Origin of the sequence: Thermocoleostomius sinensis A174, assembly GCF_026802175.1 — a bacterium.
Lineage (GTDB): Bacteria > Cyanobacteriota > Cyanobacteriia > Elainellales > Elainellaceae > Thermocoleostomius > Thermocoleostomius sinensis.
Genome location: NZ_CP113797.1, coordinates 5,186,956 through 5,210,869, shown reverse-complemented (window position 1 = coordinate 5,210,869; position 23,914 = coordinate 5,186,956). Strand labels below are relative to the sequence as shown.

The 23,914-nt window shown below is 45.3% G+C and carries 27 protein-coding genes; 14 read left to right on the top strand and 13 right to left on the bottom strand.

Annotation, left to right across the window (positions count from 1 at the left end):
• Positions 1-16: 16 nt before the first annotated feature.
• The 4 genes from OXH18_RS22500 (at position 17) to OXH18_RS22485 (ending at position 3,171) form a co-directional block, all read left to right on the top strand.
• The gene (locus OXH18_RS22500) at positions 17-676 is read left to right on the top strand and encodes an ankyrin repeat domain-containing protein (protein ID WP_268609728.1); all 660 of its coding nucleotides are present in this window, start codon (positions 17-19) and stop codon (positions 674-676) included.
• Between the two features lie 214 nt (positions 677-890).
• Positions 891-1,460: a hypothetical protein gene (locus OXH18_RS22495; RefSeq protein WP_268609727.1), complete on the top strand. Its 570-nt coding sequence runs from the start codon at positions 891-893 to the stop codon at positions 1,458-1,460.
• Positions 1,461-1,697: 237 nt separating this feature from the next.
• Entirely contained in the window at positions 1,698-2,489 is a 792-nt protein-coding gene (locus OXH18_RS22490) for a family 2 glycosyl transferase (RefSeq protein WP_268609725.1), read from the top strand.
• Between the two features lie 502 nt (positions 2,490-2,991).
• A complete protein-coding gene (locus OXH18_RS22485) occupies positions 2,992-3,171 on the top strand; it encodes a hypothetical protein (protein ID WP_268609724.1) in 180 nt (59 codons plus the stop codon).
• Positions 3,172-3,181: 10 nt separating this feature from the next.
• Here the strand turns inward: OXH18_RS22485 and OXH18_RS22480 are convergent, their stop codons facing one another.
• From OXH18_RS22480 to OXH18_RS22440, 9 genes are all read right to left on the bottom strand, one after another.
• The gene (locus OXH18_RS22480; RefSeq protein WP_268607476.1) at positions 3,182-3,973 is read right to left on the bottom strand and encodes an IS5 family transposase; all 792 of its coding nucleotides are present in this window, start codon (positions 3,971-3,973) and stop codon (positions 3,182-3,184) included.
• 346 nt (positions 3,974-4,319) lie between these two features.
• On the bottom strand, positions 4,320-4,724 hold the full coding sequence (locus OXH18_RS22475) for a type II toxin-antitoxin system VapC family toxin (protein ID WP_268609723.1): 405 nt from the start codon (positions 4,722-4,724) through the stop codon (positions 4,320-4,322).
• Positions 4,725-4,739: 15 nt separating this feature from the next.
• A complete protein-coding gene (locus tag OXH18_RS22470) occupies positions 4,740-5,018 on the bottom strand; it encodes a hypothetical protein (protein WP_268609721.1) in 279 nt (92 codons plus the stop codon).
• Between the two features lie 425 nt (positions 5,019-5,443).
• Positions 5,444-6,067, bottom strand: a complete 624-nt coding sequence (locus tag OXH18_RS22465; protein ID WP_268609720.1) for a hypothetical protein — start codon at positions 6,065-6,067, stop codon at positions 5,444-5,446.
• Between the two features lie 437 nt (positions 6,068-6,504).
• Positions 6,505-7,065 carry a hypothetical protein gene (locus tag OXH18_RS22460; RefSeq protein ID WP_268609718.1) on the bottom strand — a complete coding sequence of 187 codons (561 nt, stop codon included), beginning with the start codon at positions 7,063-7,065 and terminating at the stop codon, positions 6,505-6,507.
• Between the two features lie 276 nt (positions 7,066-7,341).
• Entirely contained in the window at positions 7,342-9,804 is a 2,463-nt protein-coding gene (locus tag OXH18_RS22455) for a BsuBI/PstI family type II restriction endonuclease (RefSeq protein ID WP_268609717.1), read from the bottom strand.
• Positions 9,805-9,938: 134 nt separating this feature from the next.
• Positions 9,939-10,640: a type 1 glutamine amidotransferase gene (locus OXH18_RS22450; RefSeq protein WP_268609715.1), complete on the bottom strand. Its 702-nt coding sequence runs from the start codon at positions 10,638-10,640 to the stop codon at positions 9,939-9,941.
• Positions 10,641-10,815: 175 nt separating this feature from the next.
• The gene (locus tag OXH18_RS22445; protein ID WP_268609714.1) at positions 10,816-11,889 is read right to left on the bottom strand and encodes a hypothetical protein; all 1,074 of its coding nucleotides are present in this window, start codon (positions 11,887-11,889) and stop codon (positions 10,816-10,818) included.
• 246 nt (positions 11,890-12,135) lie between these two features.
• Positions 12,136-12,384 carry a hypothetical protein gene (locus OXH18_RS22440; protein WP_268609713.1) on the bottom strand — a complete coding sequence of 83 codons (249 nt, stop codon included), beginning with the start codon at positions 12,382-12,384 and terminating at the stop codon, positions 12,136-12,138.
• Between the two features lie 214 nt (positions 12,385-12,598).
• Here OXH18_RS22440 and OXH18_RS22435 point away from each other — a divergent pair, with 214 nt between their 5' ends.
• The 3 genes from OXH18_RS22435 (at position 12,599) to OXH18_RS22425 (ending at position 14,617) form a co-directional block, all read left to right on the top strand.
• A complete protein-coding gene (locus OXH18_RS22435) occupies positions 12,599-13,390 on the top strand; it encodes an IS5 family transposase (RefSeq protein WP_268607476.1) in 792 nt (263 codons plus the stop codon).
• Between the two features lie 121 nt (positions 13,391-13,511).
• Positions 13,512-13,910, top strand: a complete 399-nt coding sequence (locus OXH18_RS22430) for a DUF4037 domain-containing protein (RefSeq protein WP_268609712.1) — start codon at positions 13,512-13,514, stop codon at positions 13,908-13,910.
• A gap of 311 nt (positions 13,911-14,221) precedes the next feature.
• Entirely contained in the window at positions 14,222-14,617 is a 396-nt protein-coding gene (locus OXH18_RS22425) for a cupin domain-containing protein (protein ID WP_268609711.1), read from the top strand.
• Positions 14,618-14,627: 10 nt separating this feature from the next.
• On the opposite strand, the gene clpP is transcribed toward OXH18_RS22425, so the two are convergent.
• From clpP to OXH18_RS22410, 3 genes are read right to left on the bottom strand one after another with little or no spacing between them, the layout of a single operon-like run.
• A complete protein-coding gene (clpP, locus tag OXH18_RS22420; protein WP_268609710.1) occupies positions 14,628-15,239 on the bottom strand; it encodes an ATP-dependent Clp endopeptidase proteolytic subunit ClpP in 612 nt (203 codons plus the stop codon).
• Positions 15,240-15,278: 39 nt separating this feature from the next.
• Positions 15,279-15,695 carry an SRPBCC domain-containing protein gene (locus OXH18_RS22415; protein WP_268609708.1) on the bottom strand — a complete coding sequence of 139 codons (417 nt, stop codon included), beginning with the start codon at positions 15,693-15,695 and terminating at the stop codon, positions 15,279-15,281.
• The gene (locus tag OXH18_RS22410; RefSeq protein WP_268609707.1) at positions 15,688-16,017 is read right to left on the bottom strand and encodes an ArsR/SmtB family transcription factor; all 330 of its coding nucleotides are present in this window, start codon (positions 16,015-16,017) and stop codon (positions 15,688-15,690) included. The genes OXH18_RS22415 and OXH18_RS22410 overlap by 8 nt, the downstream gene beginning before the upstream one ends.
• A gap of 145 nt (positions 16,018-16,162) precedes the next feature.
• On the opposite strand from OXH18_RS22410, the gene OXH18_RS22405 reads away from it, so the two are divergent.
• Positions 16,163-17,143, top strand: coding sequence for an NAD-dependent epimerase/dehydratase family protein (locus OXH18_RS22405; RefSeq protein ID WP_268609706.1), 981 nt, complete (start codon positions 16,163-16,165; stop codon positions 17,141-17,143).
• A gap of 171 nt (positions 17,144-17,314) precedes the next feature.
• On the opposite strand, the gene OXH18_RS22400 is transcribed toward OXH18_RS22405, so the two are convergent.
• Positions 17,315-18,187, bottom strand: a complete 873-nt coding sequence (locus OXH18_RS22400; RefSeq protein ID WP_315874781.1) for an AraC family transcriptional regulator — start codon at positions 18,185-18,187, stop codon at positions 17,315-17,317.
• A gap of 366 nt (positions 18,188-18,553) precedes the next feature.
• Here OXH18_RS22400 and OXH18_RS22395 point away from each other — a divergent pair, with 366 nt between their 5' ends.
• The 6 genes from OXH18_RS22395 to OXH18_RS22370 all read left to right on the top strand — a co-directional run bounded on the left by OXH18_RS22395 (position 18,554) and on the right by OXH18_RS22370 (position 23,911).
• Complete coding sequence (locus OXH18_RS22395) at positions 18,554-19,186, top strand: FMN-dependent NADH-azoreductase (protein ID WP_268609704.1); 633 nt, start codon at positions 18,554-18,556, stop codon at positions 19,184-19,186.
• Between the two features lie 10 nt (positions 19,187-19,196).
• A complete protein-coding gene (locus OXH18_RS22390; RefSeq protein WP_268609703.1) occupies positions 19,197-19,820 on the top strand; it encodes a flavodoxin family protein in 624 nt (207 codons plus the stop codon).
• Between the two features lie 195 nt (positions 19,821-20,015).
• Positions 20,016-22,103: a DNA methyltransferase gene (locus OXH18_RS22385; protein ID WP_268609702.1), complete on the top strand. Its 2,088-nt coding sequence runs from the start codon at positions 20,016-20,018 to the stop codon at positions 22,101-22,103.
• Between the two features lie 132 nt (positions 22,104-22,235).
• Entirely contained in the window at positions 22,236-22,940 is a 705-nt protein-coding gene (locus OXH18_RS22380; protein ID WP_268609701.1) for a transposase, read from the top strand.
• An 18-nt stretch (positions 22,941-22,958) separates the two neighbouring features.
• A complete protein-coding gene (locus OXH18_RS22375; protein WP_268609700.1) occupies positions 22,959-23,300 on the top strand; it encodes a XisI protein in 342 nt (113 codons plus the stop codon).
• 86 nt (positions 23,301-23,386) lie between these two features.
• Positions 23,387-23,911 (top strand): Uma2 family endonuclease, encoded by a 525-nt coding sequence (locus OXH18_RS22370; protein WP_315874780.1) that lies wholly within the window; start codon positions 23,387-23,389, stop codon positions 23,909-23,911.
• The last annotated feature ends 3 nt before the right edge of the window (positions 23,912-23,914 follow it).

The following is a 23,914-nucleotide window of genomic DNA, read 5'->3' as shown; positions in this document are numbered from 1 at the left end:
TTAAGGGCTTAGGGCAATGACTGCTGAATGGGACGGTATCACTAAATCAGAGGCGCTTCAGGACGATGAGGTTGTGATTCGCCATGCACTTGCAGATGCCGCAAAACAATATCACTGGAAGAAAACCCTTGAAATTCTTAATGGGCGTCCAGATTTGATCAATGTGACTCGTCCTGATGGGCGATCGCTATACACTCCTCTCCATCAAGCTGCACATGGAAATGCGCCAGGAGAAGTAGTACAGAAAATGTTAGGCATGGGAGCATGGCGGACGTTACGGAATGCTGATGATGAAAGAGCAGTGGATATTGCAAAGAGAAAGGGATATCAGAGCTTGGTTCATTTACTAGAGCCAGTCTACAAAACACATATTTCTCATACAATACTTCAAAAAATTCAAACTAACTTCCACGAAATTATTCTCAGTAGAGCAGGTGATTTGGTTCAAAAATCTAGGCTGAGGCTCCCAGAGTTAGAACCGTTGCTAGAACTAGAACAACCTCGAATGTGGTTTCCAGTTCCTGGCATGTATGGTGGGTTTAGTTATTGGATTGATGGTGAGGGGAAAAATGCAAAGTTGATTTCTGAGAGTTGGTGTCGTGTTGTTGGTGGATCAGGGCAGCGTCATGAGATTACTAGCAAGGAGGGAAAATTAGTTGATGAAGGTTTTGTTTAAACCTACGGGTGTAGCCGCAACCTAACAACCGCGCTGCACCGGAACGCTCCAAGCTGATTGGCTGAGTCGCAAAGGTTGTCTGCGTCCGGTGAGCACGAACGTTGGACTGCTTTACTTTCGGGTCGAGACAGTATTTCAAATTTGCTAGTGGGAAAGCTATGTTAAATCATTTCAATGATGTGGAACTGGGCAGCAAGGATAATCGATAACGTGTATGGATACCTCAGTAGTTGTTGCTTTGATAGCTGGTGCTGTTAGTGCTGTTGGATGGATGGTCAATCATGTGCTTACTGATCGGCGCGATCGTGTAAGGCAAAGAACTGAAGCTTCTTTAAAGCACGTGGAGAGACAGCTTGAAGAATTGTATGGTCCAATGGCTTTTCTTATTTATGAAGCTCGTCGGACGTACCAAGATCTCCTTGATACCCTAAAAAGGGATTATGTTTTTATAAAAGGTAAGCCGCTTCCTGAACAAGAGCTAAAAACTTGGCTGTTTTGGGCTGAAAAAGCTTTTTTACCTAGAAATGAGCAGATTAAAGAACTACTAACGTCTAAAACGCATTTAATTGAAGGAACTCGTTTTCCAGATAGCTATGTCGCTTTCCTGGATCATCAAAACTCATGGTCAATTCAACATAAGCGATGGAAAGAAGAAGGTGTTGAGTATTCATGGCATTCAAAAATTAATTGGCCTGTTGATTTTGAAAGGGAAGTGATAGAGACTTTTGAATTTTTGAAAGCTAAACATGCAACATTGCTTGGTAAGCTTACTCAAAGTAAGTGAGCGCAGTCCAACCCTTCGTTGGAGCCGACCGCATCAAGACTGCTGGTGAGTGTTCAAGGATATCTGCGGCGGCTCAACTGTGCCGTTAGCCAGCAAGCTCTCTGTTGGGCTGTTCCTTATAGATGAGATGTTACACGTCACTCCAACTTTAAAGAAAGTGTGATTTTTCGTAACTATTTATACTTTCGTAATTTTTCTTTCGCTAGGATAATCTGTGTTGATATGGAGATGGTAGGTATGCCTGACGAGCATCAAAACAATCATCAAGATGTAGCAGCAATAATCACAGCCATGACAGATGGTGAAGAGCCGTTTTTATTGGAAACATTAGAAGCAACGCTTACAGACCCAAGCATCGGTCAAATTATCCTTTGTATTGAGGAGAAGAATGCTTGGTTAGATAGGATTCTCGGTAGTCTCAAGGAAGATCCAAGATTGGAAATAGTACATATGCCAATGGCTTTTCTAGGAGCAGTTCGGAATCACGCTCTAAATTTTGTCAGGATGCATTGGGTCGCTTACTGTGATGGTGATGATGTGTGGTGTACAGGTAAGACTTTCATCCAGAGGCGTTGGGCAGACGCTACAAAAAGTGATTTCGTAGGTGCTGATCACGCCCTCATCAATGAAGATGGTAAGCTATGCGCATTTACCCTAGCACGCAATATCCCCATGCCTTCTTCATGGTTGGTACGTACTGAAATAATGAAGCAATACCCATTTCAAGACTCACTACCGTCAGTGGAGGATGGTGAGTGGTGGATACGAACGAAGGATGCCGTTCGCAAATCTAGGTGCCCTAAAGTACTCTTAAAATATCGTGTCCGCTCTGGTAGCCTTAGTTCAAACACGCCATCTAAAAAGCGAAAGGCAAGGATTGTAAGTTTTGCGAGTTTGCCAATTCTTAGGCAAATTACTCTTCTAACTTGGTGTATTTGGTTGGCTACAAGGCAAGAAGAATACGTTTGGCTCAAATCATGGGGACAGCGACCCAGCTCCATTAGCACTCATGCAAGGGAAAATAGCTGAGATATGTCTTTTTGACATTTCATAGCTGAGATATGTCTTTTTGACATTTCAATGTCAGGATGGGAATGCATATTGGCTAACAACACCCATGCACACCGACCGCCGGAAGGTTGATCGGTTATGATTCAGAGGTTGTCTGCGGCGGGTGATGGGCAACGTTATGCCGCTTAGCCCTTGGTTAGGGCGTAACAGATGTTTCGTTGGTTAGAACTCAGATTCCGTTCCCCCTATGTTTTGAGTGGGTTAGTGTTTTGAAGTTGATTTAGGGGCAAATGTCCCCAAATAGGTGGGCGTTGTATAAGAAGCACGGGTATACTAGCGATGAATTGCCGAGAGAATTTGGGAAGACCTGACTGTGCCGAATTGCCCGCACTGTGATGTTCTAATTGATGAGGCGTATAACTTCTGCGTTAGTTGTGAGCAGCAAGTCAAGTGTCTAGCGTGCAGCAGCTACGTAATTAGAAATAAAAGCAAGTGTCTTAAGTGCGGTACTTCTTTAAGTGTGTCTCAAACTACTGCTACTCCTATGAATAATTTTTCATTGGAGGAAGAACAAACAGAAAGTAACTACTCAAGAAAGCTAAATCTATCGTTTACAGATACTGCGATCGATAAAGTTGCATCTGTTTTAGGTGGCTATGTTCCTTTTAATCCATCTAAGAGGGTGTTTGAAAAGATTTGAGGTGTCAAATTTATGCCAACCGCCTCACCATAATCCGAATCATGGCAAGGTAGATCAAGGTTTCTGATGTCTCTGGTAATAATTCATAGTCTCTGACCAACCGTCTGCATCCCATTAGCCAACCAAAAGTTCGTTCTACCACCCACCTCTTTTTGAGCAAGCTAAAGCCTTTGGTTTGCTCAGGTCGCAGTACAACTTGCACAATCCAACGACAAACATCCATCACCCACATCAGAAAAGGGGCGCCATCGAACCCGCCGTCTACCCAAATGGTGATTAAGCGTGAAACCTTTTTCTTCATCCGTTTGACTCGTTTGAGGACACGTTTGCCCCCTTCGCGTTCCCCCAGGTTTGCCGCACTCACAAACACCCGCAAAACCAGTCCTAACGTATCCACCGTTAAAAATCGTTTGCGTCCTGTAATCAGCTTGCCTCCATCAAAGCCAACTTGTTGATGAACTCCTGCTGCACTCTTGATGCTTTGGCTATCGATGATCGCTTCTGATGGACTAGGATAGCGTTGCGCATCGATGCGAACCCACTGGTGCAACTGGTCATGAATGGAAATCCAGGTGCCGTCCAATCGCCAGTTGCGGAAGTACGTGTACACCGTCTGCCAGGCTGGGAAATCACCAGGTAAAGAACGCCAACGACAGCCTTCAACCAGAACATAGAGCATGGCATTGAGCACCTCCCACAGGTCAACGCTGCGAGGACGACCACCTGGCTTTGCTGCTGGAATTAATTCACTCAAAACCTCATATTGGGCGCGGGTTAGGTTACTGGGATATGCTTTACTCATCTGACTCACTCAGGGCTGTAGATATTTGCTATTCGCAGCCTACACTGAGTGAGCTTTTTTACGACCTTCCTGGCTTCTCAAACACCCTCTAAGGTGGAATCAACCAATTTTGCTAGATATCAGGGCAAGCAAATCAATTTTAGACAACATAATTAGAATGCAATAGTACCCTCAAGGGTACTTACGAAAAATAGAGACCTAACCATTTGCCATAAAGCACCTCATAAAACGTTTTGGGGTGTACTGCCCTAACTGGAGTTAAAGCAGGCTAACGGTGAAGTTGTGCGGCGGTAGATCACCTTGAACACCCACCGACAACCTCTTTACCGTCCGCACCAACGCAGTGTTAGCTAGCTGGCGGCAGGAGTCTAATAAATCTCTCCTGCTCAAAATGGCGATCTGTCGTCAATGCATCGGTTATTCCCCGCTGGCGCATCAGAATAAAGCTGACCGCATCGCATAAGGAATACCCCTTGTCCTGCCGAGCAAGCAAAAGCTGCATAGCCTCTCGGTGCAGTTGCTCATCAACCCAAACCGTTTCAATGTCCGGGTTATCAACCAAGTCAACTACAAACGCTAAAACCTTAGCCCGAGGAAAGCGACGAATGAGGGCAAGGGCCACCAACTCAGCCAGGACATGGCTGTGAGTCAGAAGCCCACTGGTTGAATCATCGACAAGTTGTACAGCTTTCTCATGCTGCGGCTCATCACGATGCAAGTAGCACAGCAAGCCAGATGTATCTAAAAGCACAAAATAACCCCGCCGCTAATACTCATCGGTATAAGCTTTGGCAAGGTCTGCATCAATTGCTTCGTTGTCTATACCCGTTGCGTACCCTAAACTGATTACCCCTGCATGACTCTTAAACTTCTGCCGTGCCTGCTCTTGTTGCTCTGGGGACAGTGCCACCCTGCTAGCTACGGTACTCTGCCTGCTGAGAATGGTCACTATCCACTCCGTTATAGAGATGCCTACTGCACTGGCCTTACGCTGCAAGTCAGCGTAGACCTCATCACTGATTTCTAGAGTCAACTGCTGGCTCATATACGTATTCCAAGCAACTTAAGCAACATAAAGCTATTATAGCCTCCCATAAAAGACACCCGAATCGCTAACCTGACTGAATGCATCGTTAACCACCGATGGATTGTACTTGGTAATTGCACCTGTTTCAGGGGTTAACGAAGAAATCGGGATTTGAGTACTCTGAATCGGTTAATGTGTAGATCATGAGCGAAACCATTACTATTGCCAGAATTGAGGTTTGCAAAGCCGATTGGGATGTAACCCCTGCCACTGTGCAAATCTTGGTGATGGTGTTGAGCTTGTAGTTGGCAGGATGTGTTAAGGCTTCGCTTAACACATCTTTTAGACCATGATTTGTTACATTTACGCTAGCGCATCCTAGTCCTATTTCACTAGAAGCATTAGAAAACAAAGAAGTGACTTTGATAAATAGCAAAAAACATTTAAATAGAATCAACTAAAATATCCAACATAGCAAACAATATGACAGGAATTATTAAAATAATTATGGCAAGAATACAAATTCCATAAATTGCAAGAGGCAAAAATGTTAAAGTCAAAAAATCGAGTTTAGAGTCGTCAAAATCAGACAGGCGAAGGGCTAAATTCAAGAGTATATGCCCCAGTTTGCCAATCTGGTGTGGAATAAAAGTTATTACAACTCCCAAAGAAGCGGTAAGTAAAATCAGAAAAGTACCATACAAATGCATCATAAGAGGTGCAAAGGCGATTACTTTAAAGGGCAACTTAAAACGAATGTAAGAGCGTAGTGCAAATGCTGTATTAAGATTCGATGATACTGCTTTTTGAAAGCCAGGACAATCAAAAAAATCAGCAAATCCTAAAAGACCAGGTACACTTACTAGAAATATCGCCAATAAATAGCCATAAAAAATAACAGGAGGCAAAAAAATAAAGCTTAGAAAATTATATCCGCTCCTATTTGATTCGGATATCGTCATTAGCCAATCTAAAATTGTGTCTCCTAATTTGCCTAAATACCAAGGTATGTATGCAATGATGGCAAGAAAGACAAGGAAACTAATAAATAGCAATGACAGTGTCAAAAATAACAAGAATTGAGGTAAACAAGCAAAACGGAGATGTGCTTCAAAGTGAAAATAGCCACGCAGCCCCAATAAAATTCTCTTGTTAATAATATAGCTTTACGATACTAGAATAATCAAACTCTTTGGCAATGTCTCGTGAAATTTCTATGAGATTGTATACATTGAGCATACCTATAAAATTTTATGTCATTGAGATGCAGACATAAACTCCCAAGATTTTCCATTTACTTCAGCCAGCTAACGAACAAGATAAGCAGCGATGAGTGAACTAAAGCCAAGCAAGAATCTTCAAACCGCTGCTTCATTGACCTGTTAAAGATGTTGGGAAGAAGACGAACAGCCATAAATATTTTGCATCGAAGCGATAATTGTCTGTTAGATGAAATGATACCTATTGGATGCGACAAAAAATTTAGAGTGCATTAAGTACCTGGCTAGCTTCCTAGGCTGCAAACCCTATCAACTAAGTCTTGCCAAAAATCATTGTATGGAGCAGTCCAAGGCTCATTAACTGACTGATTAGTTAAGGTGTTGCCTCTATTGGAAAACACACGATATCTTACTGGTCTAAGCTTGTTATCAGTGCAATCAACCCCAAACGAAACATGTTTAGGATTATTGGATGTGGAATCAGTAAGCAGAAAGATCACATAAGTTTGGAATGTTGACTGCACCGTAAGTTCCTGCACCTCATATGTGTAGTAGTTATCTCTACTTCCAGGAACCACTACCCATTGGCCTAATCGAATTTCAGAAAATCCTTGTCCTGTAATCGTTTCTCTGATCAAGTCTGCTAAATCGGAACTTGTGTCGAAATCTTGGGAGACTTGAACGCCATGGAAAATACGACTTTGGCTCACTGCCGGATGACTGGGTAGTAGAAAAATACTAGCTAAGCTACCCAAAATAAGAGCTCCTGATTTAAGAACCAGACTGCTGCTTAGTATCCTCTTAGCAGCAAAATCAGTCGCCTTACACAAAACAGCTCTTTGCATTATTACTTGCCTTATATCGCATTTACCTCATAATCACACTTATTTCTCTTCCTTATCTCTAAAAATCACTAGTGAGGAGTAAAATTTACTTTCTCTTTTCATGATTGTGAAGACTTGGTGCACGTCACGTTCGTAGAAAAACTAAGCTAGCTAACGGTGAAGTTGTGCGGCGGCAGATAACCTCGAACACTCACCGATAACCTCCGTACCGTCCGCACCAACGCAGTGTTAGGTGTACTCTCACAAATGAGATCTTTAAGAACGCTTTTCCGGGCACTAATATGGACCGAGGAATCTCTCTCCATTAAAGTGAATCATGTGATCGGGCTGATCAGCGACCCAAACTTCCGTTTCCCAGGAAATTTCGGCAAGATACCGAGTCATTTCCCTACGACTGGGGAAAGCAGTAACAAAGACTAGACCCTTACGACTTGACTGAAAGAGCTGTTTTAGCTCATTGTGGCGTTTTAAGTTAACTGGACCATGACTAGTCACAGCTTCTATAAGGACAAGCCAATCTTGCTGTCTGTGATACACCACAACATCAGGCATTTTTCCGTGAGGATCTAATTCAATCCCCATTTCTCGGAATTTTTGTGTTTCATTGATTATAAATTTATCACCAGCATCGCCAATATATAGAACTACGCCCCCTGGCGTAAATCTTGGACAAAAGCTTTCTAAGATGTCTTTAATTAAAATATTTTGCCCACCTGACGAAAGCTGAATCGCCTGACCATCGGGCAAGGTTATAGGAATCATGGACAAATTTCGATTCCTGGCTTGCAACAAATTAGTAACTGAAACCGCGTAATTTCTACGAGCTTCTTCCCACCTCTCAGAGCCATAAACTTGAAGCAGTGATAACGCTTGCTGATGAAGTTGGTAGCACCACTTAGGGCTGTTAATTGGTCGGTCTGGTTTGTCTGGATTTTCAACCACCAATCCCATCTGCACAAATTGATGCATTGTCTGTCGTCGAACAGTTTCGCGTGTGTTTGGTGCATATTGTTTTCCGTAATGATCACGGAACCAATCCATCATTTCTGTGATTCCGCGTTTTGGTGCAGTAGCTTGGCTCCAGGGTTTATCAGGTTGAATATCTGCTAACGCAAGTAAACAGAGTGCAGATCTTTCATTTTGTTGCTCTCTAGGAGCAGAGATAGCCTTGAGAATTACAAGTGCTTCTTCGATTCGCTTGTTTGCTTGAACTGCGGCTGTCGCTTCATCCATAATTGATAGAACTTCATGTACAACTTTATCGATTTCTTCTTGGTTTAAGTCATTGCTCCCAACTCGAACTCCTATTTGGATCAAGTCATTTTTACATGGATATTTAACCCTACGAAGGTCGGTAGCATTAACTTGTGTATGTCCACTAAATTGACGAAAGTAGCTATCAAATAAAGTTGAATTAAGAAATGTTGCTAAACCTTTAGCTACATCAGGGGGCATTCCTTTTCCTTTAGCATGATAGTAATTGAGATGATTTTCGACACCAAGAGATTTTGAACCAATAGGAGAACATACAGCAGCAACAACACGACGCTTTTCTTCTTTAGATGAAAAACGTTTTGTCAAAACATACCAACCAGGCTCAATTAGCCATTTTTCTGTATCTTGATTTTTTTCGATCGCAATGGGCTTGCGGGGATTGTCAGGAGGAAACACTAATTTACTTAGTTTTACAGATTCTGGATAAAGTAGTGGAACAGTTCCATCACTCAAATAGTTTCTTAAAGATGTTTTTAGGCGAAAATCAACAACTGGACCCGTCGAAACTTCTAAGCCTATTTCATCCAACGTACAGGGCATTTTATTCATTTGAACTCTCAAGGAATTTTTGAGAGGATTTGTAACAATATGAATAAACTGTTCGGAATCATTCGGCTCAATTACTTCGTCATAGGAAGCATATCTTGATTCTGAAATCTCATCTAATGCAATCTCAGAATTGCTAGTTATTTTTACATTGCTAGGTTTTTGTTTAGATCTTAGTGCGTGAAAAATAATATTTTCCTGCAATACCTCACCTTCTGAGAAGGTTGCTGTTCTACTCTCAAATATATGAATTTTATCTAGTTTCATATATTCTAGAAAAGCTTTTCGGAAAGGGCGAAAATACGTTCCATTGCAAAAACTTCTAGGCGTAATCGCAACCATTTCGCCATCATCTATAAGTTGTAGGATGGCAAGCCAAACAAATGCGCTGTAGAAATTTACAGTATCAATCCCAATACTTGAAAGAACTTTCTTTTCTGCTGATTGACTATGAATCTTCTTATAAGGTGGATTAAGAATTGCATGAGTAAAGCTTGGAACTACCTTCTGGAAGAGTGGCAAGTTCATTTCACTACTAGCTTTTATGAAATTCTCCTTTCGCAAGTAATAATCTGCTTGAATTCCTTTGCTGCTCAAAGCAGCACAGCATTCTGTGAGGGTTTGATTTAGCGAGGGGAAGAAGACTGGTTCGACTTCATATGCTGTAATGCTGCAACTACCAACCTGAGCAGGGTTTGCCAGTAACCGCTCTACTACAGCAGCAGTTAAAGTTCCAATTCCAGCCCCAGGATCTAGAAGGTGAATGTGACCAGACAGGTTGTTGAATTGTCCTGCCATGAAACGTGCGACAGTTGCGGGGGTCAAGAACTGACCCAACTCACTACGCTGTTTCAAGTTCAATTTTGAGGAGTAGTAGACTCTAGCAATATCAGCAGAATCAGTAAGGAACGTTGCCATGCGGTCATTTAGTAGCAGTTATGAATGAATACCACAGAACCGCTCCCCAGTACACCTAACGGGTCTGTTGAGCGGCTGCCGATAACCTTTGCAACAACACCGACCAACTTTATCAGTCCGCTCCAACAGAATTGTTAGGCTGCGCTTCCACTCGATAGATTGTTTAAGATTCTGCTCATTGCATTGTTGAGTGTGTCAAAATCACCGTCTCCTAACAACATCTCCTCTGGCTTCTGAATGTATCTGCCTTCAACTAACTCATCTGCACAGTTTTCAATGATTTGCTGCACACTGTCCTTGGTTGATTCAAGGTGAAACTGTAAGCCTAATACCTTTTGGTTGTAGACAAATGCCTGGTTTTGGCAACCCTCGCTGTATGCTAGACGAGTCGCACTTTCTGGCAGGTCAAACGTATCACCATGCCAATGAAAAACGGTCAACCTCTGCGGTAACGAGTTAAAGACAGCAGAATCCTTAGCCATATCGGTCATCTGTATGGGAAACCAGCCAATCTCTTTGTGCTGAGCTTGATAAATCTTTGCACCTAAAACATTGGCAATTAACTGCGACCCAAGACAAATACCAATGACCGTTTTATTCTGCTTAATTGCTTGTTCGATAAACCGTTTCTCTTCGGTCAGCCAAGGGTATTTGTCATCCTCATAAATGTTCATCGGTCCACCCATTACGATCAGCCAATCAATATCCTTAACTGAAGGCAAAGGCTCGTTGCTATGGAACCTGGTGGCTGACAACGAGTGATTTTGACTGATTGCCCACGATTCAATACTGGCAAGTCCTTCAAAAGGGACGTGCTGTAGGTAATGAATCTTCATTTCACCACTCCTTCAGATTGCAAAGTTTTATCTTAGCGTCCCCTGCCGATCGTACCAACTTAATCTTGAACCTTTATAGGTAGCCTCAAACTACTGCCCTCACCAGCCACTCAAGCAGCCTAACGTTCCGGCTGAGCGGCTGCCTGGATTTTTGCATCCTTGCCGGGATCTTCCCTCAGTCCGCTCCAACCGGGTTGTTATGCCGTTCGCTTTCAAGTGATTCCCAGCATTTTTGAATTTCCTGATCTAATTCATCAATCCAGACTGGCAAAACTGACCGCTCTCCATAAATATGCTTCTGTATACGCTTGACTAAATCTACCAAAAGCTTAGCTGTAAGTAATCCCGTATCATAATCAACTCTGTAGAACAGGCTTAATTTATCGTATCCACCATGCCTTTCAGGAGCAGAAAAAGGGGAAGGATGCATCAGAGAATCACGGAATGGCTTAAGTGTACTGATGAACGCCTCTAGATCATCATCCGGCTCTTCCCAAAGTTGATTGCCAGTTATAGTCATCGGATATTTCGTGAGTTTATCGCGTGTAGATACTTGTGTCGTGTCTTCCAAAAGAGATTTCTTGCGATTGGATAGATGCTCTATTCCGTTAGTTTGAACGTAGTCCCAAGCTAATCCATTCAAGTAAGCTTCAATCAGATTGAAACAATTGATGACAACTGACCGAGAAGCAAAACTTTTTTGCCGAATTAATTTACTAATTTGAATACGATTTTCTTTATTCTCTGAATGATGCTTGCTCTTGTAGTCTTTGAGGGATGCTTCCGCCTCTACAACTATATTCAGTGCCTCAATTAAGTCCTTTGCCATTTCTTCTTCTGGAAATTTGAATTGTAATCCCCACAAAGATATACAAACAGTTAAATGCTTTGGTCTGCCTTTTAGAACCTTTGGATTCAAGGGTGAAAACTGACTCTCAAATTCTAATAGAGGTATCTCAAAACCTCGATGCGCCTTTATCTCTTCGTACAACTGAGCGAGTTTTCGCTCAGTCATGTTTTGAAAGTTTCTAGAACAGAACCCCTCGATTTCACGCGAAAGTCTACGCTTTACATCTTTACTACCTGACTTTAAATTCCGACGTGGAAGGTTTTCTAAATCGATAGTGTCAGCCTTCAAAAACTCATGCCAATCATCAAATTTCCCTAGCATTAAACGAGCAGTTGCAGAAGCACGGTTAGCCTGACGAATTAGCTTAACTTCTTTATCTCTACCTGATGAGCTAGGCATACAATACTTAGTCTAGTTTTATTAACCATGTCTGTACTCTTCAATTTATAGTTACACCATTAATAGTCTCAAGGTGAATTTAGATCAGCAACTTCACGCTACCTTGACTCTGAACTATCACAGATATGATTCAGATTACACCCCAGTCGGGGACTTGCGGCATAACGGCCCCAATCACCCGCCGCAGATAATCTTGAACTCCAACCGATAACTTCTCAACGGTCGGTGTGCATAGCTGGGTGATCGCTATTTCGATTGCAAAACCGCCACACGACATAATTCTAAGCCGTCTCCGTTATACCCCGAATGTGTTTCAACGACTCGAAACCCATGCCTTTCTAATTCTTGGTTGACCCAGCCTTGAGTTAAATCATCACGACGACTGCGATATTGAGAAATGAGTAATCGCCCCTCTTGAGCGACAAACTCAGCCAATAGCCTTTCGACAAAAGGTTTTCGATAATTGCGCGGCACATAATCGAGTTCAGTTCGCACATAATCAAAGTACTGAGGGGGAGTCCAGTCCCAAGCGTTCCCCCAATAAATATTGCTGGACGATTGAAGGCGTTGTCGAGCTAAATCAACAAGTTTGTCTGAATAGTCTAGACCGTGAGGTGTAAGAGGGTGTTTGAGAAGCCAGGAAGGTCGTAAAAAAGCTCACTCAGTGTAGGCTGCGAATAGCAAATATCTACAGCCCTGAGTGAGTCAGATGAGTAAAGCATATCCCAGTAACCTAACCCGCGCCCAATATGAGGTTTTGAGTGAATTAATTCCAGCAGCAAAGCCAGGTGGTCGTCCTCGCAGCGTTGACCTGTGGGAGGTGCTCAATGCCATGCTCTATGTTCTGGTTGAAGGCTGTCGTTGGCGTTCTTTACCTGGTGATTTCCCAGCCTGGCAGACGGTGTACACGTACTTCCGCAACTGGCGATTGGACGGCACCTGGATTTCCATTCATGACCAGTTGCACCAGTGGGTTCGCATCGATGCGCAACGCTATCCTAGTCCATCAGAAGCGATCATCGATAGCCAAAGCATCAAGAGTGCAGCAGGAGTTCATCAACAAGTTGGCTTTGATGGAGGCAAGCTGATTACAGGACGCAAACGATTTTTAACGGTGGATACGTTAGGACTGGTTTTGCGGGTGTTTGTGAGTGCGGCAAACCTGGGGGAACGCGAAGGGGGCAAACGTGTCCTCAAACGAGTCAAACGGATGAAGAAAAAGGTTTCACGCTTAATCACCATTTGGGTAGACGGCGGGTTCGATGGCGCCCCTTTTCTGATGTGGGTGATGGATGTTTGTCGTTGGATTGTGCAAGTTGTACTGCGACCTGAGCAAACCAAAGGCTTTAGCTTGCTCAAAAAGAGGTGGGTGGTAGAACGAACTTTTGGTTGGCTAATGGGATGCAGACGGTTGGTCAGAGACTATGAATTATTACCAGAGACATCAGAAACCTTGATCTACCTTGCCATGATTCGGATTATGGTGAGGCGGTTGGCATAAATTTGACACCTCAAATCTTTTCAAACACCCTCTTAGACAATCAACAAAACCTTACAAAAGTTCACCAGAACAGTGAAGATTGCCCTTGACAGATCAAAGTAGTACATTTAACCTATACGGCATGAAAGTCGAAGCGGGGCATTGGACACGCGAGATGATAGACAACAGTGTGATTGATGTGGTTGAGCGTTACGATGTCTCGCAATACGGGCTTGTGTTTGAGAAGCAAGCGATCGCATTTCATCTTCAACACGCAGTGGTTCTTTATGGTGAAGACCTGATTAGACAGTGGCAAACTCAGCTTTCGACCTATCCTGAAGAACTTGCGGTTGCAATGGTTCAAAAGCACCTGAAATTTCGCCCGTTTGATGGTCAACGCATCTTGACCGAACGCCTTGAGATTCCGATGCTATACGAGAACAAATGCGCCATTGTGCAACGGCTACTCAACATACTGTTTGGGCTGAACCGCATTTATCATCACACGTGCGATCACATGCTAATGTCGTTGCCGACTTGACCAATCTGCCTCACTGTAGGCGGCATCGTTTTAATGGGTGCCGATGCTCCACCGGATGTGTTTGAAAAACCACAGGACTGCTACGTGAATCTCTAATTCAACAATATCGCAAGGCAGAGCGAGTTTCTAACGCATTGTCAGAAAACGGAACAGTGTGATGGAATTGGAGCACTCTATTGAGAAAGTAACAGGAATAGAATGTATACGATCGCTGGATGGACTTTGTATTGTTTGTGGAAGTGCCGCAATTATCATGATGATGGGCAGTGGCATCAGTTTATGACCGTGAACTATCCCGGAGGTAAAAGCAGATGCATCCTGAAATGGTTTCTCAAATCAACTCTACCTTTGTTGTACTTGCAGAGAATGGTGACGCGATTCCTGTTGTAGTGAGCGATCGCTTCTATGCAGATCTTGAACCCCAGTTTGGTGACTTCAAAGGCAAGCGGCTGATATCACACTATACCTTCGAGCAGGACTGGAATAGCTGGGAAATGCACCCCAGCGGAGATGAGTTTGTTTGCCTTCTTTCTGGTCAGGTTGATTTCGTTTTGCAGCAAAATGGAATTGAAAACTTGGTTTCTCTGAATACCCCAGGCGATTACATATTAGTACCTCGCGGAATCTGGCATACTGCCAAAGTTCACTCATCCAGTTCCCTCTTATTCATTACGCCAGGTGAGAACACACAGCATCGATCTCTGTGAAAATCGCAATTTACCTCGCTGCCACCAGTTCAGTGGGCATCGGGCGCATCGGGCGCTCGATTACCTTGTCAATCAAGCCGTAGGCAACTGCCTCTTGAGCCGACATGTAAAAATCACGATCGGTATCTCGCTCAATCTGCTCCAGCGACTGTCCGGTATAGTCTGCCATCCGCTGATTGATCTGGTTTTTGAGATAGAGAATTTCCTTCGCTTGAATCTCGATATCGGCGGCTTGCCCCTGTGCACCTCCAGAAGGCTGGTGAATCATAATCCGCGAACTGGGTAAACTGCTGCGTTTGCCTTTCGCACCTGCCCCCAACAAAAACGTGCCCATACTCGCGGCAAAGCCATAGCAAATTGTGCAAACATCAGGGCGGATGTGGTTCATCGTGTCATAGATCCCCAGCCCATCGTTCACAGAACCACCCGGAGAATTGATGTAGAGGTAGATATCTTTGTCGGGGTCTTCGGCTTCGAGAAACAACAGTTGCGCCACGATGCGGTTTGCCATTTCGGGCATCACGGGTTCTGCAAGAAAAATAATCCGCTCTCGCAGTAACCGAGAGTAAATGTCAAAGGCGCGATCGCCTCGACCCGATTGTTCAATCACAGTCGGAATCATGATGGGAGTTCCTTGAATGAGTTGGATTAGTAACGTTGTTTAAGCTGCAATCGCAAGTTCGAGTTCCAGTAAGTACTTGAGAGTAGACAAGCACATCGTTCCCCTGCGGCTGACGTTGAGATAGCTTTGCACCTCCAGTCGATCATGAACGACGGTGAGTTTGACTTGAGTTCCAGACGGTTCTAGCAAGAAGCGAACACAGGATGGCTGAGTGTGATCGAAAAACTGGAAGGTGTAGCAAAGTTCGTGCGGGGGGCGCGATCGCAACACTTCCCCTTTAGGTTCTAATTCACCCTCTGAGTTGACTTGCTCAATAGGCGACCCCGCTTGCCAATCCGACTGAAGTTGCTCCTCGCCCAAATACTGCTGAGTGAAGGAGTCACTGGTGATTGCATCCCAGAGTTGTTCAATCGTGGTGGCAATGTAGGTGACATAGAGGAAGGTCGGTTTACTCATGGTCGGTCTCCTGGGGATTTCGTTCGAGGTTGCGCTTGAGTTGGCTCAAGGCATCAAGTTGTTGACGATTGTACTTGCTGAGCCAGCGATCATAGATCTCTTGAATCGGAGCGGGATTGAGATAGTGCAGTTTTTCTCGTCCCTGCCACAAAGTGACAACAAGATTGGCAGCCTCTAACACCGCAAGATGTTTACTAACCGCCTGCCGCGTCATGGCAAGGTGTTCACAGAGTTCTCCTAAGGTTTGTCCATTGTGGGTGTACAACAGATCGAGCAATTGTCTTCGACTGGGATCGGAGAGGGCTTTAAACACGACATCCATACCCCTATTATGCAACTAAATGGTTGCATGTCAAGTCAACATTCCAGTCGAGGTGAATCTGCAATTTGAGCAAGTTTTGGCTACGATCACATAACTGGATTTGTCTGGCTGACAAAAGTGGTGGAGTTTAGGCTAGTTAAATGTTATGAAGATTTTAGTGACAGGGAGTAGTGGTCATTTAGGCGAAGCATTAGTGCGGACACTGCAACCGACGAGTCATGAAGTGGTTGGGGTTGACCTTGTGCCTTCCAACTTCACGCATCACGTTGGCTCGATCGTTGACCGAGAGTGGGTCAAACGGTGCATGACAGGAATCGATGCAGTCCTTCACACCCCAACTCTGCATAAACCCCATATCACCACTCACAGTCGGCAACGCTTTGTTGACACCAACATCACAGGTACACTCAATCTGCTCGAAGAAGCGGTATTGGCTGGTGTGCGATCGTTTGTCTTTACCAGCACCACCAGTACCTTCGGCGATGCCCTCATCCCACCTGCTGATGCTCCTGCCGCATGGATTACGGAGGAAGTCGTTCCCATTCCAAAAAACATCTATGGGGTGACCAAGGTAGCGGCGGAAAACCTATGCGAACTCTTCTACCGGAATCAGGGTTTGCCGTGCCTGATCTTGCGAACCTCGCGCTTTTTTCCAGAAGCGGATGACCACAAAGAGACACGCGAGGCTTACGAAGATGGCAACATTAAGGCAAATGAATTGCTCTACCGCCGTGTAGACATTGAAGATGTTATGAGTGCTCATTTACTCGCAATTCAAAAGGCACCCACAATTGGCTTCGATCGCTACATTATCAGTGCGACGACTCCCTTTACACCGGACGACCTGTTTGACTTGCAAATTGATGCACCTTTAGTTGTGCAGCGAAAATTTCCGCACTACAAGGAAGCATACAACCGGCAAGGCTGGAAGATGTTTCCTAGTATTGAGAGGGTATATGTCAATGAAAAGGCAAGAAACGACCTTGGCTGGAAACCCAAATATGACTTTCGATACTTACTCGACGGTTTAACAGCGGGGATTGATCCACGCAGCCCACTGGCGCGTATTGTGGGATCGAAGGGATATCATATGCACAAATTTATGGAAGGGCCCTATCCAGTGTGAATAACCAGCAACACAGCTATTTATACGTGGCAATACTTTCCAGGTGGGCATCAATACGCTGCTGAAGAACTTCAGGAGGGATCATACTGAGTCCAGGCTCCTTGCCAGGGCTGATAGAAGGTTAGCTGCGGCAAGGAGCAGAAGACTTACAATTCCTGGCATTAATGCAGATTAACTTGTTCGATAGTTTTTAGGTGTCATGCCTGTGAGTTGACGAAACTGTTTGCTTAAATGGCTGTGACTGTTGAACCCACACAGAAGGGCAATGTCCATGATGGAGCGATCGCCCTCTTTCAACAACTGCTTTGCCCGTTCAATGCGTTGCTGAAGCAGATATTGATAAGGGGTGATACCGATCGCCTGCTTGAAACGGTGACTGAGATGGGATTCACTGATACCGAGTAATGTAGCCAGATCAGCCAGTTTGATGTCTTGATTCAGATGGGCATCAATGTATTCGATAATTTGTCGAATTTGACGTTCAGTTAAGCCACTTTCGTAAACGATAAACCGAGATGTAGAAGCGGCATATTGTCTAAGCAAATGCACTGCCAGTAAATTTGACAGCGATTCAATGTAAAGCCTTCCTCCAATATGTTCCTGCTTAAGTTCAGCCAGCATCATCATGCCGATCGCCTCAAGCTGTGGATCGCGAGTCTGAAATTCTAGCCGCAGTTCTAAGCGATCGGGATCAGTGGCGATCGTCTCCCTGGCAACATTCTGAATGAACTGTGATGCAATGCGAATGTGCAGGCAACTATCATCACTCTCCCAGCGAAAATAAGACGGAATCTTTGCAGGCGTAAGCGAAACATCTCCTCTGGACTGCAACCCCACATAAGTTCTGCCACCCTTGATTTGCAGCAGGCGTACTGGACGGGGAGCCAGAGACAGACAAATGGCGTGTTCCTCGTCAAAATGGCTCCTTTCCTCTCCGGGAGGGTGCTGAAATTGCTCAACCAAAATATGGTTCCAACCCTGGGACTGACTCGACAGGATGGGGGAGTCAGTTGCTTCAGCTAGATGGGTGAAGAATGTCTTCATCATGCAAACCCATGTGTCTAGTACAGCAAGGCGGAAGTTCGGCAACCGTAGCGCAGTCGTCTCGACTGCAAGCAGGCAAGATGCCTGCACTACAGAGTGGTAGCTAGATTTACGCCGCAGACTACTAGTTCTGATTCTAATCACTTTCAGAGCATTGCTGTTGGGTCGCCTGAAAACTGATTGCAGGATTTTGATAGTTCCACAGGATTTTGATAGTTAGGCAGGGAAGGTTTTTCTAAGCTGAAATGGTGAATTGTTGGAAAAAGCCAATTGAATTACCAGTCGATGGTGTCCTTGCACAAAACCTCACACCTTTACATTCATAAAATACTTCGCACCATTCAGCTTAATAGGAGATTCATCACAATGACACACCTACTGCACATTGATGCCAGTCCGCGTGGAGAGCGATCGCACTCTCGCCGTATGACTAGAGAATTTGTTGAACAATGGCAACAAGTTCATCCCAACGATACGGTCACCTATCGTGATATTGGCCGCAATCCGATCCCCCATGTCGATGAATCCTGGATTGCGGCTGCATTTTCATCACCAGAGCAACACACACCCGAACTGCGTGAAGCGATTCGTTTGAGTGATGAACTGGTGGATGAATTCCTGGCGGCTGATGTCTATGTGATGGGTGTTCCCATGTATAACTTCAGCGTTCCCAGTGGATTCAAAGCATACATTGATCAGATTGTGCGAGTTGGACGTACTGTTACCTTTGAACCGAATGATTCTGCCAACGTTTTTAAACCGTTGGTTTTGGGTAAAAAAATGTTCATCATTGAATCTCGTGGTGATTCTGGTTTCCATCCCGGAGGACGCTACGAACAAATGAATCATCACGATCCCTATCTCATAACTGTTTTTGGATTCATGGGCATCACGGATATCACCTTTATTCATGTCGAAAATGATGAATATGGCGGCACAAAACTGGCAGAGTCAATCGCCAATGCCCGCGCCAAAATGAGTCAGCTAGTTGCTGCCTAGGGAGAAAATGATGAATAAACCATCAAAGCTCCTGATTCTGGTCGGCAGTCCGCGACGCACAGGTAATTCAGCCACACTCGCTGAAGCCGTTCAACGGGGTGCAGAAGCAGCAGGCACAAAGGTTTCACTGCGCTTCATAGACGATTTTATTGCGAGTTTTCTGCGAGACTGCCGCACTTGTCGTCTTCCTAACGGAGACTGCGCGATCGCCGATCCGTTTCGCACACTCTTTTTTGACGACTTCCTGCCAGCAGATGGAGTGATTTTCTGCTCACCGATTTATTGGTATGGCTTATCTGCCCAAACCAAGGCATTTTTCGATCGCACCTTCTGTTACTACGCGGCTTCCTATCCAGACTGCGATCGTGTACTCAACAGAATGTCTCATAAGCGGATTGGCCTGGTGCTCGCTTCTGAAGAAACGTATCCCGGTGCTGCACTGGGTATTATTCATCAGATTCAGGAGTTTTCACGTTATACCCATTCTGACTTCGTTGGCGTAGTTCGTGGCGTTGGCAACAGGCGTGGTGAGGTGATGCACGATCCGAGTTCCCCCAGTCTTGCTGCGGAACAGCTAGGACGTACTCTCTTCGATCGCAAATACTCTGATTATCAGTTTGTTATCTCGCTTTAGCCTTGGGGTGGGGCTGTACTTTGAGGCGCTCATCCAAAGTTGAAAACCCTCACGTTCGCCCTTGGCATATCCACTAGGACGATCGCCCACCCCACTTATCACGCCTAGCCCATCCTGCAAAACGCTTGATTTGGCGGCATTTCAGGCAGCGACTATAATTGAGGGCAGACCTTTACGCCTTCATGCTGCCTTTCTATGACCCAATCGCCCACCTACGGCCCCCACAACCCCCACCCCCTCTCCCAAATGCGCACGGAATTGGTGTGGGAGGGCAAGTATGACGAGTATGGCCAGCGGCGAGAGGTGGATATTGCCGGGTGTGCGATGCCGATGCAGAAGATTGAGAGTATTGATGAGCCGCGACGGGCGGCGGCGGCGACGGGGCAGTTGGAGCTATTTGAACAGCAGAATCCCCGTGTGGATGATTTTAGAAATCGGCTGATCTGGGGCGATAACAAGCTGGTGATGGCTTCGCTGTTGCAGGAGTTTAAGGGCAAGGTAGATCTGATTTATATTGACCCGCCGTTTGATGTGGGGGCAGATTTTTCAATGAGTGTGGCGATCGGGGAAGAAGATTCTGCACTTAAAGATCAGTCCTTACTTGAAATGGTTGCTTATCGAGATATTTGGGGTAAGGGACGAGATTCGTATCTTTCTATGCTTTATGAAAGACTTACCTTGATGAAGGAGCTTCTCACAGAGAACGGTAGCATCTATGTACATGTAGGATGGCAGGTTAGCTATTTGGTTAGAGCTTTACTTGATGATGTTTTTGGAGGTGAAAATCTTCAAAGTGAAATCATTTGGAAACGTACTACTTCTCACAGTGACTCAAAGTCTTTTGGTAATATTCACGAATCAATATTTTACTTCTCTAAGTCTTCAGAATACATTTTCAACCCACAATATACCGCCTACAGTGATGAATATGCTGAAACTCGCTACAAGCATAGAGATCCTGACGGTAGACGATTTATGGATGATAACGTAACCGCTCCATCTCACGGTAGTGATTCTGGAAGATATGAGTGGAAAGGGAAATTTCCTCCGCGTGGAAGAATGTGGTCTTATACCAAAGAAAAAATGGAAGAGCTTGAAAAACAAAATAAGCTTTACTACACGCGAGAAGGTATGCCAAGAATAAAGCGATATTTAGATGAAATGCCAGGATTATCTGTTCCAAGTATTTGGAGTGATATATATGCAATCAACTCGCAAGCACAAGAAAGGATTAGCTACGTTACCCAAAAACCCGAAGCCCTTCTAGATCGCATCATCCAAGCCTCTTCCAATGAAGGCGATCTCGTTGCCGATTTCTTTTGCGGCAGTGGCACCACCGGGGCAGTTGCGGAGCGGTTGGGGCGCAGGTGGTTGATGTGTGATTTGGGGCGGTTTGCCATCCATACCTCGCGCAAACGGATGATTGAGCTTCAGCGCAAATTGCACAGTGAAGGCAAACCCTATCGCGCCTTTGATGTCTATAACCTGGGACGCTACGAGCGGCAGTGGTGGCAAAAGGATCGCTTGCAGAGGGCGGATGAAGAGCATCGGCGGGTGATTCTGGAGTTCTTCAAAGCGGAGGTGCTGACCAATCCGCCCTCGCCCCTACTGCATGGACGCAAAGCCGGGGCGTTTTGCCATGTGGATGGCATCGACTCCATGTTTACCCGCGACGAAGCCAAACAGGTGGCGCAGGCCGTGGCCGCAGCGGGCGGGCGGGAGTGCTATTGCCTTGCCTGGGAGTTTGAGATGGATTTGCATTTGCTGGTGAATGCCCTCGTGCAAGAGTTGGGCGTAAAGCTGAAGCTGGTGCAGATTCCCCGCGAGATCATGGAGAAAAACCGCAAGTCGCCGCCGCCGTTTTTGGAAGTTGCCGTGTTGGCGGCGGAACCTGTCTACCGTAAAGCAACGACTGAAGTCGTTACTACAAACCAGGTTCGTAGTGAGGACTTTAGTTCTCAAACCCGCACCGTAGACATCAAACTCACCCAGTTCCTCCCCTCCTTGGCGGAAGTGCCCACCAAAGAACTGGAAGCCATCAAAGAACGGGCGATCAAAAGTGGCTTTGATTTTATTGACTTCTGGGCCGTGGACTTCAACTGGCAACCGGGCAAACCCTTCACCCACGACTGGCAAGACTATCGCACCCGCAAAGATCGCTCCCTCAAAACCATCAGTGATGCGGGCTACACCTACCCGGCTCCGGGTAAATACACTGCCTGCGTCAAAGTCGTGGATACCTTCGGCTGCGATACCTCGATTACCGTAGAGGTAGAAGTATGAACCCAGTTCGTAAAATAACGACTAAAGTCGTTACCACAAACTCAAAGGCTCGTAGTGAGGGCTTTAGCCCTCATCACCAGGAAATAACGACTGAAGTCGTTACTACAAACGTTGAGGTTGGGGGTGCTTGCTATGTATGAGTATCGTCAGCTAACACCAGTGCAGCGGGCTGAACTTGTACAACAACGTTTAGCTAAGGGCTATCCACCCCACAGCCCACCTCACCCAATTCAGGATCAACCGTTTTACCTACTGACGGCGGCTTGCTACGAGCATAAATGCCATATCAAGACTGAAGAACGACGCAAACAACTTTTGGACTTGCTGTTTGAACAGTTTACAAATTGTGGGGTTGAGCTACGCGGGTGGGTGATTTTGCCCAATCATTATCATGTGTTAGTTTATCTTGGTGATTTCAATGAGGACTTAAGTCTTCACTACGAACAGGTTCGGAGTAAGGGCTTTAGCCCTTATCAACAAATAGGGAAAGTTTTACAACGAATACACGGCTCCACATCGCGACAGTGGAATCTGGAAGATCAGGCAGTTGGGCGGAAAGTTTGGTATGCCTATAGCGATCGCGCCATTCGCTCTGAACGACATTACTACACAACTCTGAATTACATTCACTACAACCCTGTCAAACATAGCTGGGCAGACTCGCCCTATGACTGGTTCTGTAGCAGTGTGCATTGGTATTTGGAGACAGAGGGGCGGGAATGGTTGCGGGATAGCTGGGTCAGGTATCCGGTGAAAGACTATGGGAAAGAATGGGATGACTTTGGTGAGGGTGATCAAGGCTCGCTAAAGTGGAAACTACAAACGGAAAAAGCTTGATCAACAGGAGATTGTGCAATGGACAAACTAGAGAATTACCGTCAGATTATTCAAAAAAATCTGACTGCCTATCAACAATGGGCGATGGGTGCCAATCAGCCCGGAGTCCAACAGTGTGTTGCCTTTGATGAGGAGCACGATCACTATTTCTGGTTTCGTGTGGGCTGGGATGGCAAGCGGCGAGAGTTTGGGGTGACAGTTTACCTCAAGATTGAACAAGGCAAAATTTGGATTGAAGAAGACTGGACGAAACAGGGCATCGCCAATGATCTCCTAGAAGCTGGAGTCTCTGCCAAAGATATCGTGCTGGGTTTTCAGCATCCCAGCAAGCGTCCCCTTACAGAATTTGCTATTGCTTAATGTTCACAGTAATTGCAAGGAGGTAATTTGTGTCTACTGCAATTGAATTAAAAACTGATAAAAAGGTTTGGACAGATGAAGAATTTATGGCACTGCCCAAAGATGGGCATCGCTATGAGATCGTGAACGGAGAATTGGTTGACATGGGAAATTCAGGGGCACTGCATGGCTATGTCTGTAGCCTGCTTGTAGCAGCCTTAGCCAGCTATGTCTTGCCTAAAAAGCTTGGGGTTATTTTAGACTCCAGCACTGCCTTCAAGATGAAAAATGGCGATCGCCGTTCCCCTGACATTTCCTTCTTTGCTAAAGAACGCTTGCAAGGATTGACCGAACTGCCCACAGGATTTTTAGAGGGTGCGCCTGATCTCGCAGTGGAAGTGCTGTCTCCTGGTAATACCGTAGAGGAAATTCACGACAAACTGGTGGAGTACTTCGAGAATGGTACTCGTCTAGCCTGGATTATTCACCCTAGCGAACACTATGTCCTTGTCTACCGCTGTGCCCAAGAACCCGATCGCCTGCTGAAATCGGTTGATTCTCTGGATGGAGAAGAGGTGATTCCCGGATTTACGTTCCCCGTAGCTGATCTATTTCAAAAGCTTTCATTCTGATTT

What these genes read in the sequence shown, in the direction of transcription:
- OXH18_RS22495 (WP_268609727.1), top strand. Translation starts at nt 891, where the DNA reads ATGGATACCTCAGTAGTTGTTGCTTTGATAGCTGGTGCTGTTAGTGCT.
- OXH18_RS22455 (WP_268609717.1), bottom strand. Translation starts at nt 9,804, where the DNA reads ATGGCAACGTTCCTTACTGATTCTGCTGATATTGCTAGAGTCTACTAC.
- OXH18_RS22470 (WP_268609721.1), bottom strand. Translation starts at nt 5,018, where the DNA reads ATGAGCCAGCAGTTGACTCTAGAAATCAGTGATGAGGTCTACGCTGAC.
- OXH18_RS22385 (WP_268609702.1), top strand. Translation starts at nt 20,016, where the DNA reads ATGACCCAATCGCCCACCTACGGCCCCCACAACCCCCACCCCCTCTCC.
- OXH18_RS22480 (WP_268607476.1), bottom strand. Translation starts at nt 3,973, where the DNA reads ATGAGTAAAGCATATCCCAGTAACCTAACCCGCGCCCAATATGAGGTT.
- OXH18_RS22380 (WP_268609701.1), top strand. Translation starts at nt 22,236, where the DNA reads ATGTATGAGTATCGTCAGCTAACACCAGTGCAGCGGGCTGAACTTGTA.
- OXH18_RS22375 (WP_268609700.1), top strand. Translation starts at nt 22,959, where the DNA reads ATGGACAAACTAGAGAATTACCGTCAGATTATTCAAAAAAATCTGACT.
- OXH18_RS22450 (WP_268609715.1), bottom strand. Translation starts at nt 10,640, where the DNA reads ATGAAGATTCATTACCTACAGCACGTCCCTTTTGAAGGACTTGCCAGT.
- OXH18_RS22445 (WP_268609714.1), bottom strand. Translation starts at nt 11,889, where the DNA reads ATGCCTAGCTCATCAGGTAGAGATAAAGAAGTTAAGCTAATTCGTCAG.
- OXH18_RS22490 (WP_268609725.1), top strand. Translation starts at nt 1,698, where the DNA reads ATGCCTGACGAGCATCAAAACAATCATCAAGATGTAGCAGCAATAATC.
- OXH18_RS22435 (WP_268607476.1), top strand. Translation starts at nt 12,599, where the DNA reads ATGAGTAAAGCATATCCCAGTAACCTAACCCGCGCCCAATATGAGGTT.
- OXH18_RS22410 (WP_268609707.1), bottom strand. Translation starts at nt 16,017, where the DNA reads ATGGATGTCGTGTTTAAAGCCCTCTCCGATCCCAGTCGAAGACAATTG.
- OXH18_RS22425 (WP_268609711.1), top strand. Translation starts at nt 14,222, where the DNA reads ATGCATCCTGAAATGGTTTCTCAAATCAACTCTACCTTTGTTGTACTT.
- OXH18_RS22430 (WP_268609712.1), top strand. Translation starts at nt 13,512, where the DNA reads ATGAAAGTCGAAGCGGGGCATTGGACACGCGAGATGATAGACAACAGT.
- OXH18_RS22500 (WP_268609728.1), top strand. Translation starts at nt 17, where the DNA reads ATGACTGCTGAATGGGACGGTATCACTAAATCAGAGGCGCTTCAGGAC.
- OXH18_RS22390 (WP_268609703.1), top strand. Translation starts at nt 19,197, where the DNA reads ATGAATAAACCATCAAAGCTCCTGATTCTGGTCGGCAGTCCGCGACGC.
- OXH18_RS22460 (WP_268609718.1), bottom strand. Translation starts at nt 7,065, where the DNA reads ATGCAAAGAGCTGTTTTGTGTAAGGCGACTGATTTTGCTGCTAAGAGG.
- OXH18_RS22415 (WP_268609708.1), bottom strand. Translation starts at nt 15,695, where the DNA reads ATGAGTAAACCGACCTTCCTCTATGTCACCTACATTGCCACCACGATT.
- OXH18_RS22400 (WP_315874781.1), bottom strand. Translation starts at nt 18,187, where the DNA reads ATGAAGACATTCTTCACCCATCTAGCTGAAGCAACTGACTCCCCCATC.
- OXH18_RS22405 (WP_268609706.1), top strand. Translation starts at nt 16,163, where the DNA reads ATGAAGATTTTAGTGACAGGGAGTAGTGGTCATTTAGGCGAAGCATTA.
- OXH18_RS22370 (WP_315874780.1), top strand. Translation starts at nt 23,387, where the DNA reads ATGGCACTGCCCAAAGATGGGCATCGCTATGAGATCGTGAACGGAGAA.
- OXH18_RS22395 (WP_268609704.1), top strand. Translation starts at nt 18,554, where the DNA reads ATGACACACCTACTGCACATTGATGCCAGTCCGCGTGGAGAGCGATCG.
- clpP (WP_268609710.1), bottom strand. Translation starts at nt 15,239, where the DNA reads ATGATTCCGACTGTGATTGAACAATCGGGTCGAGGCGATCGCGCCTTT.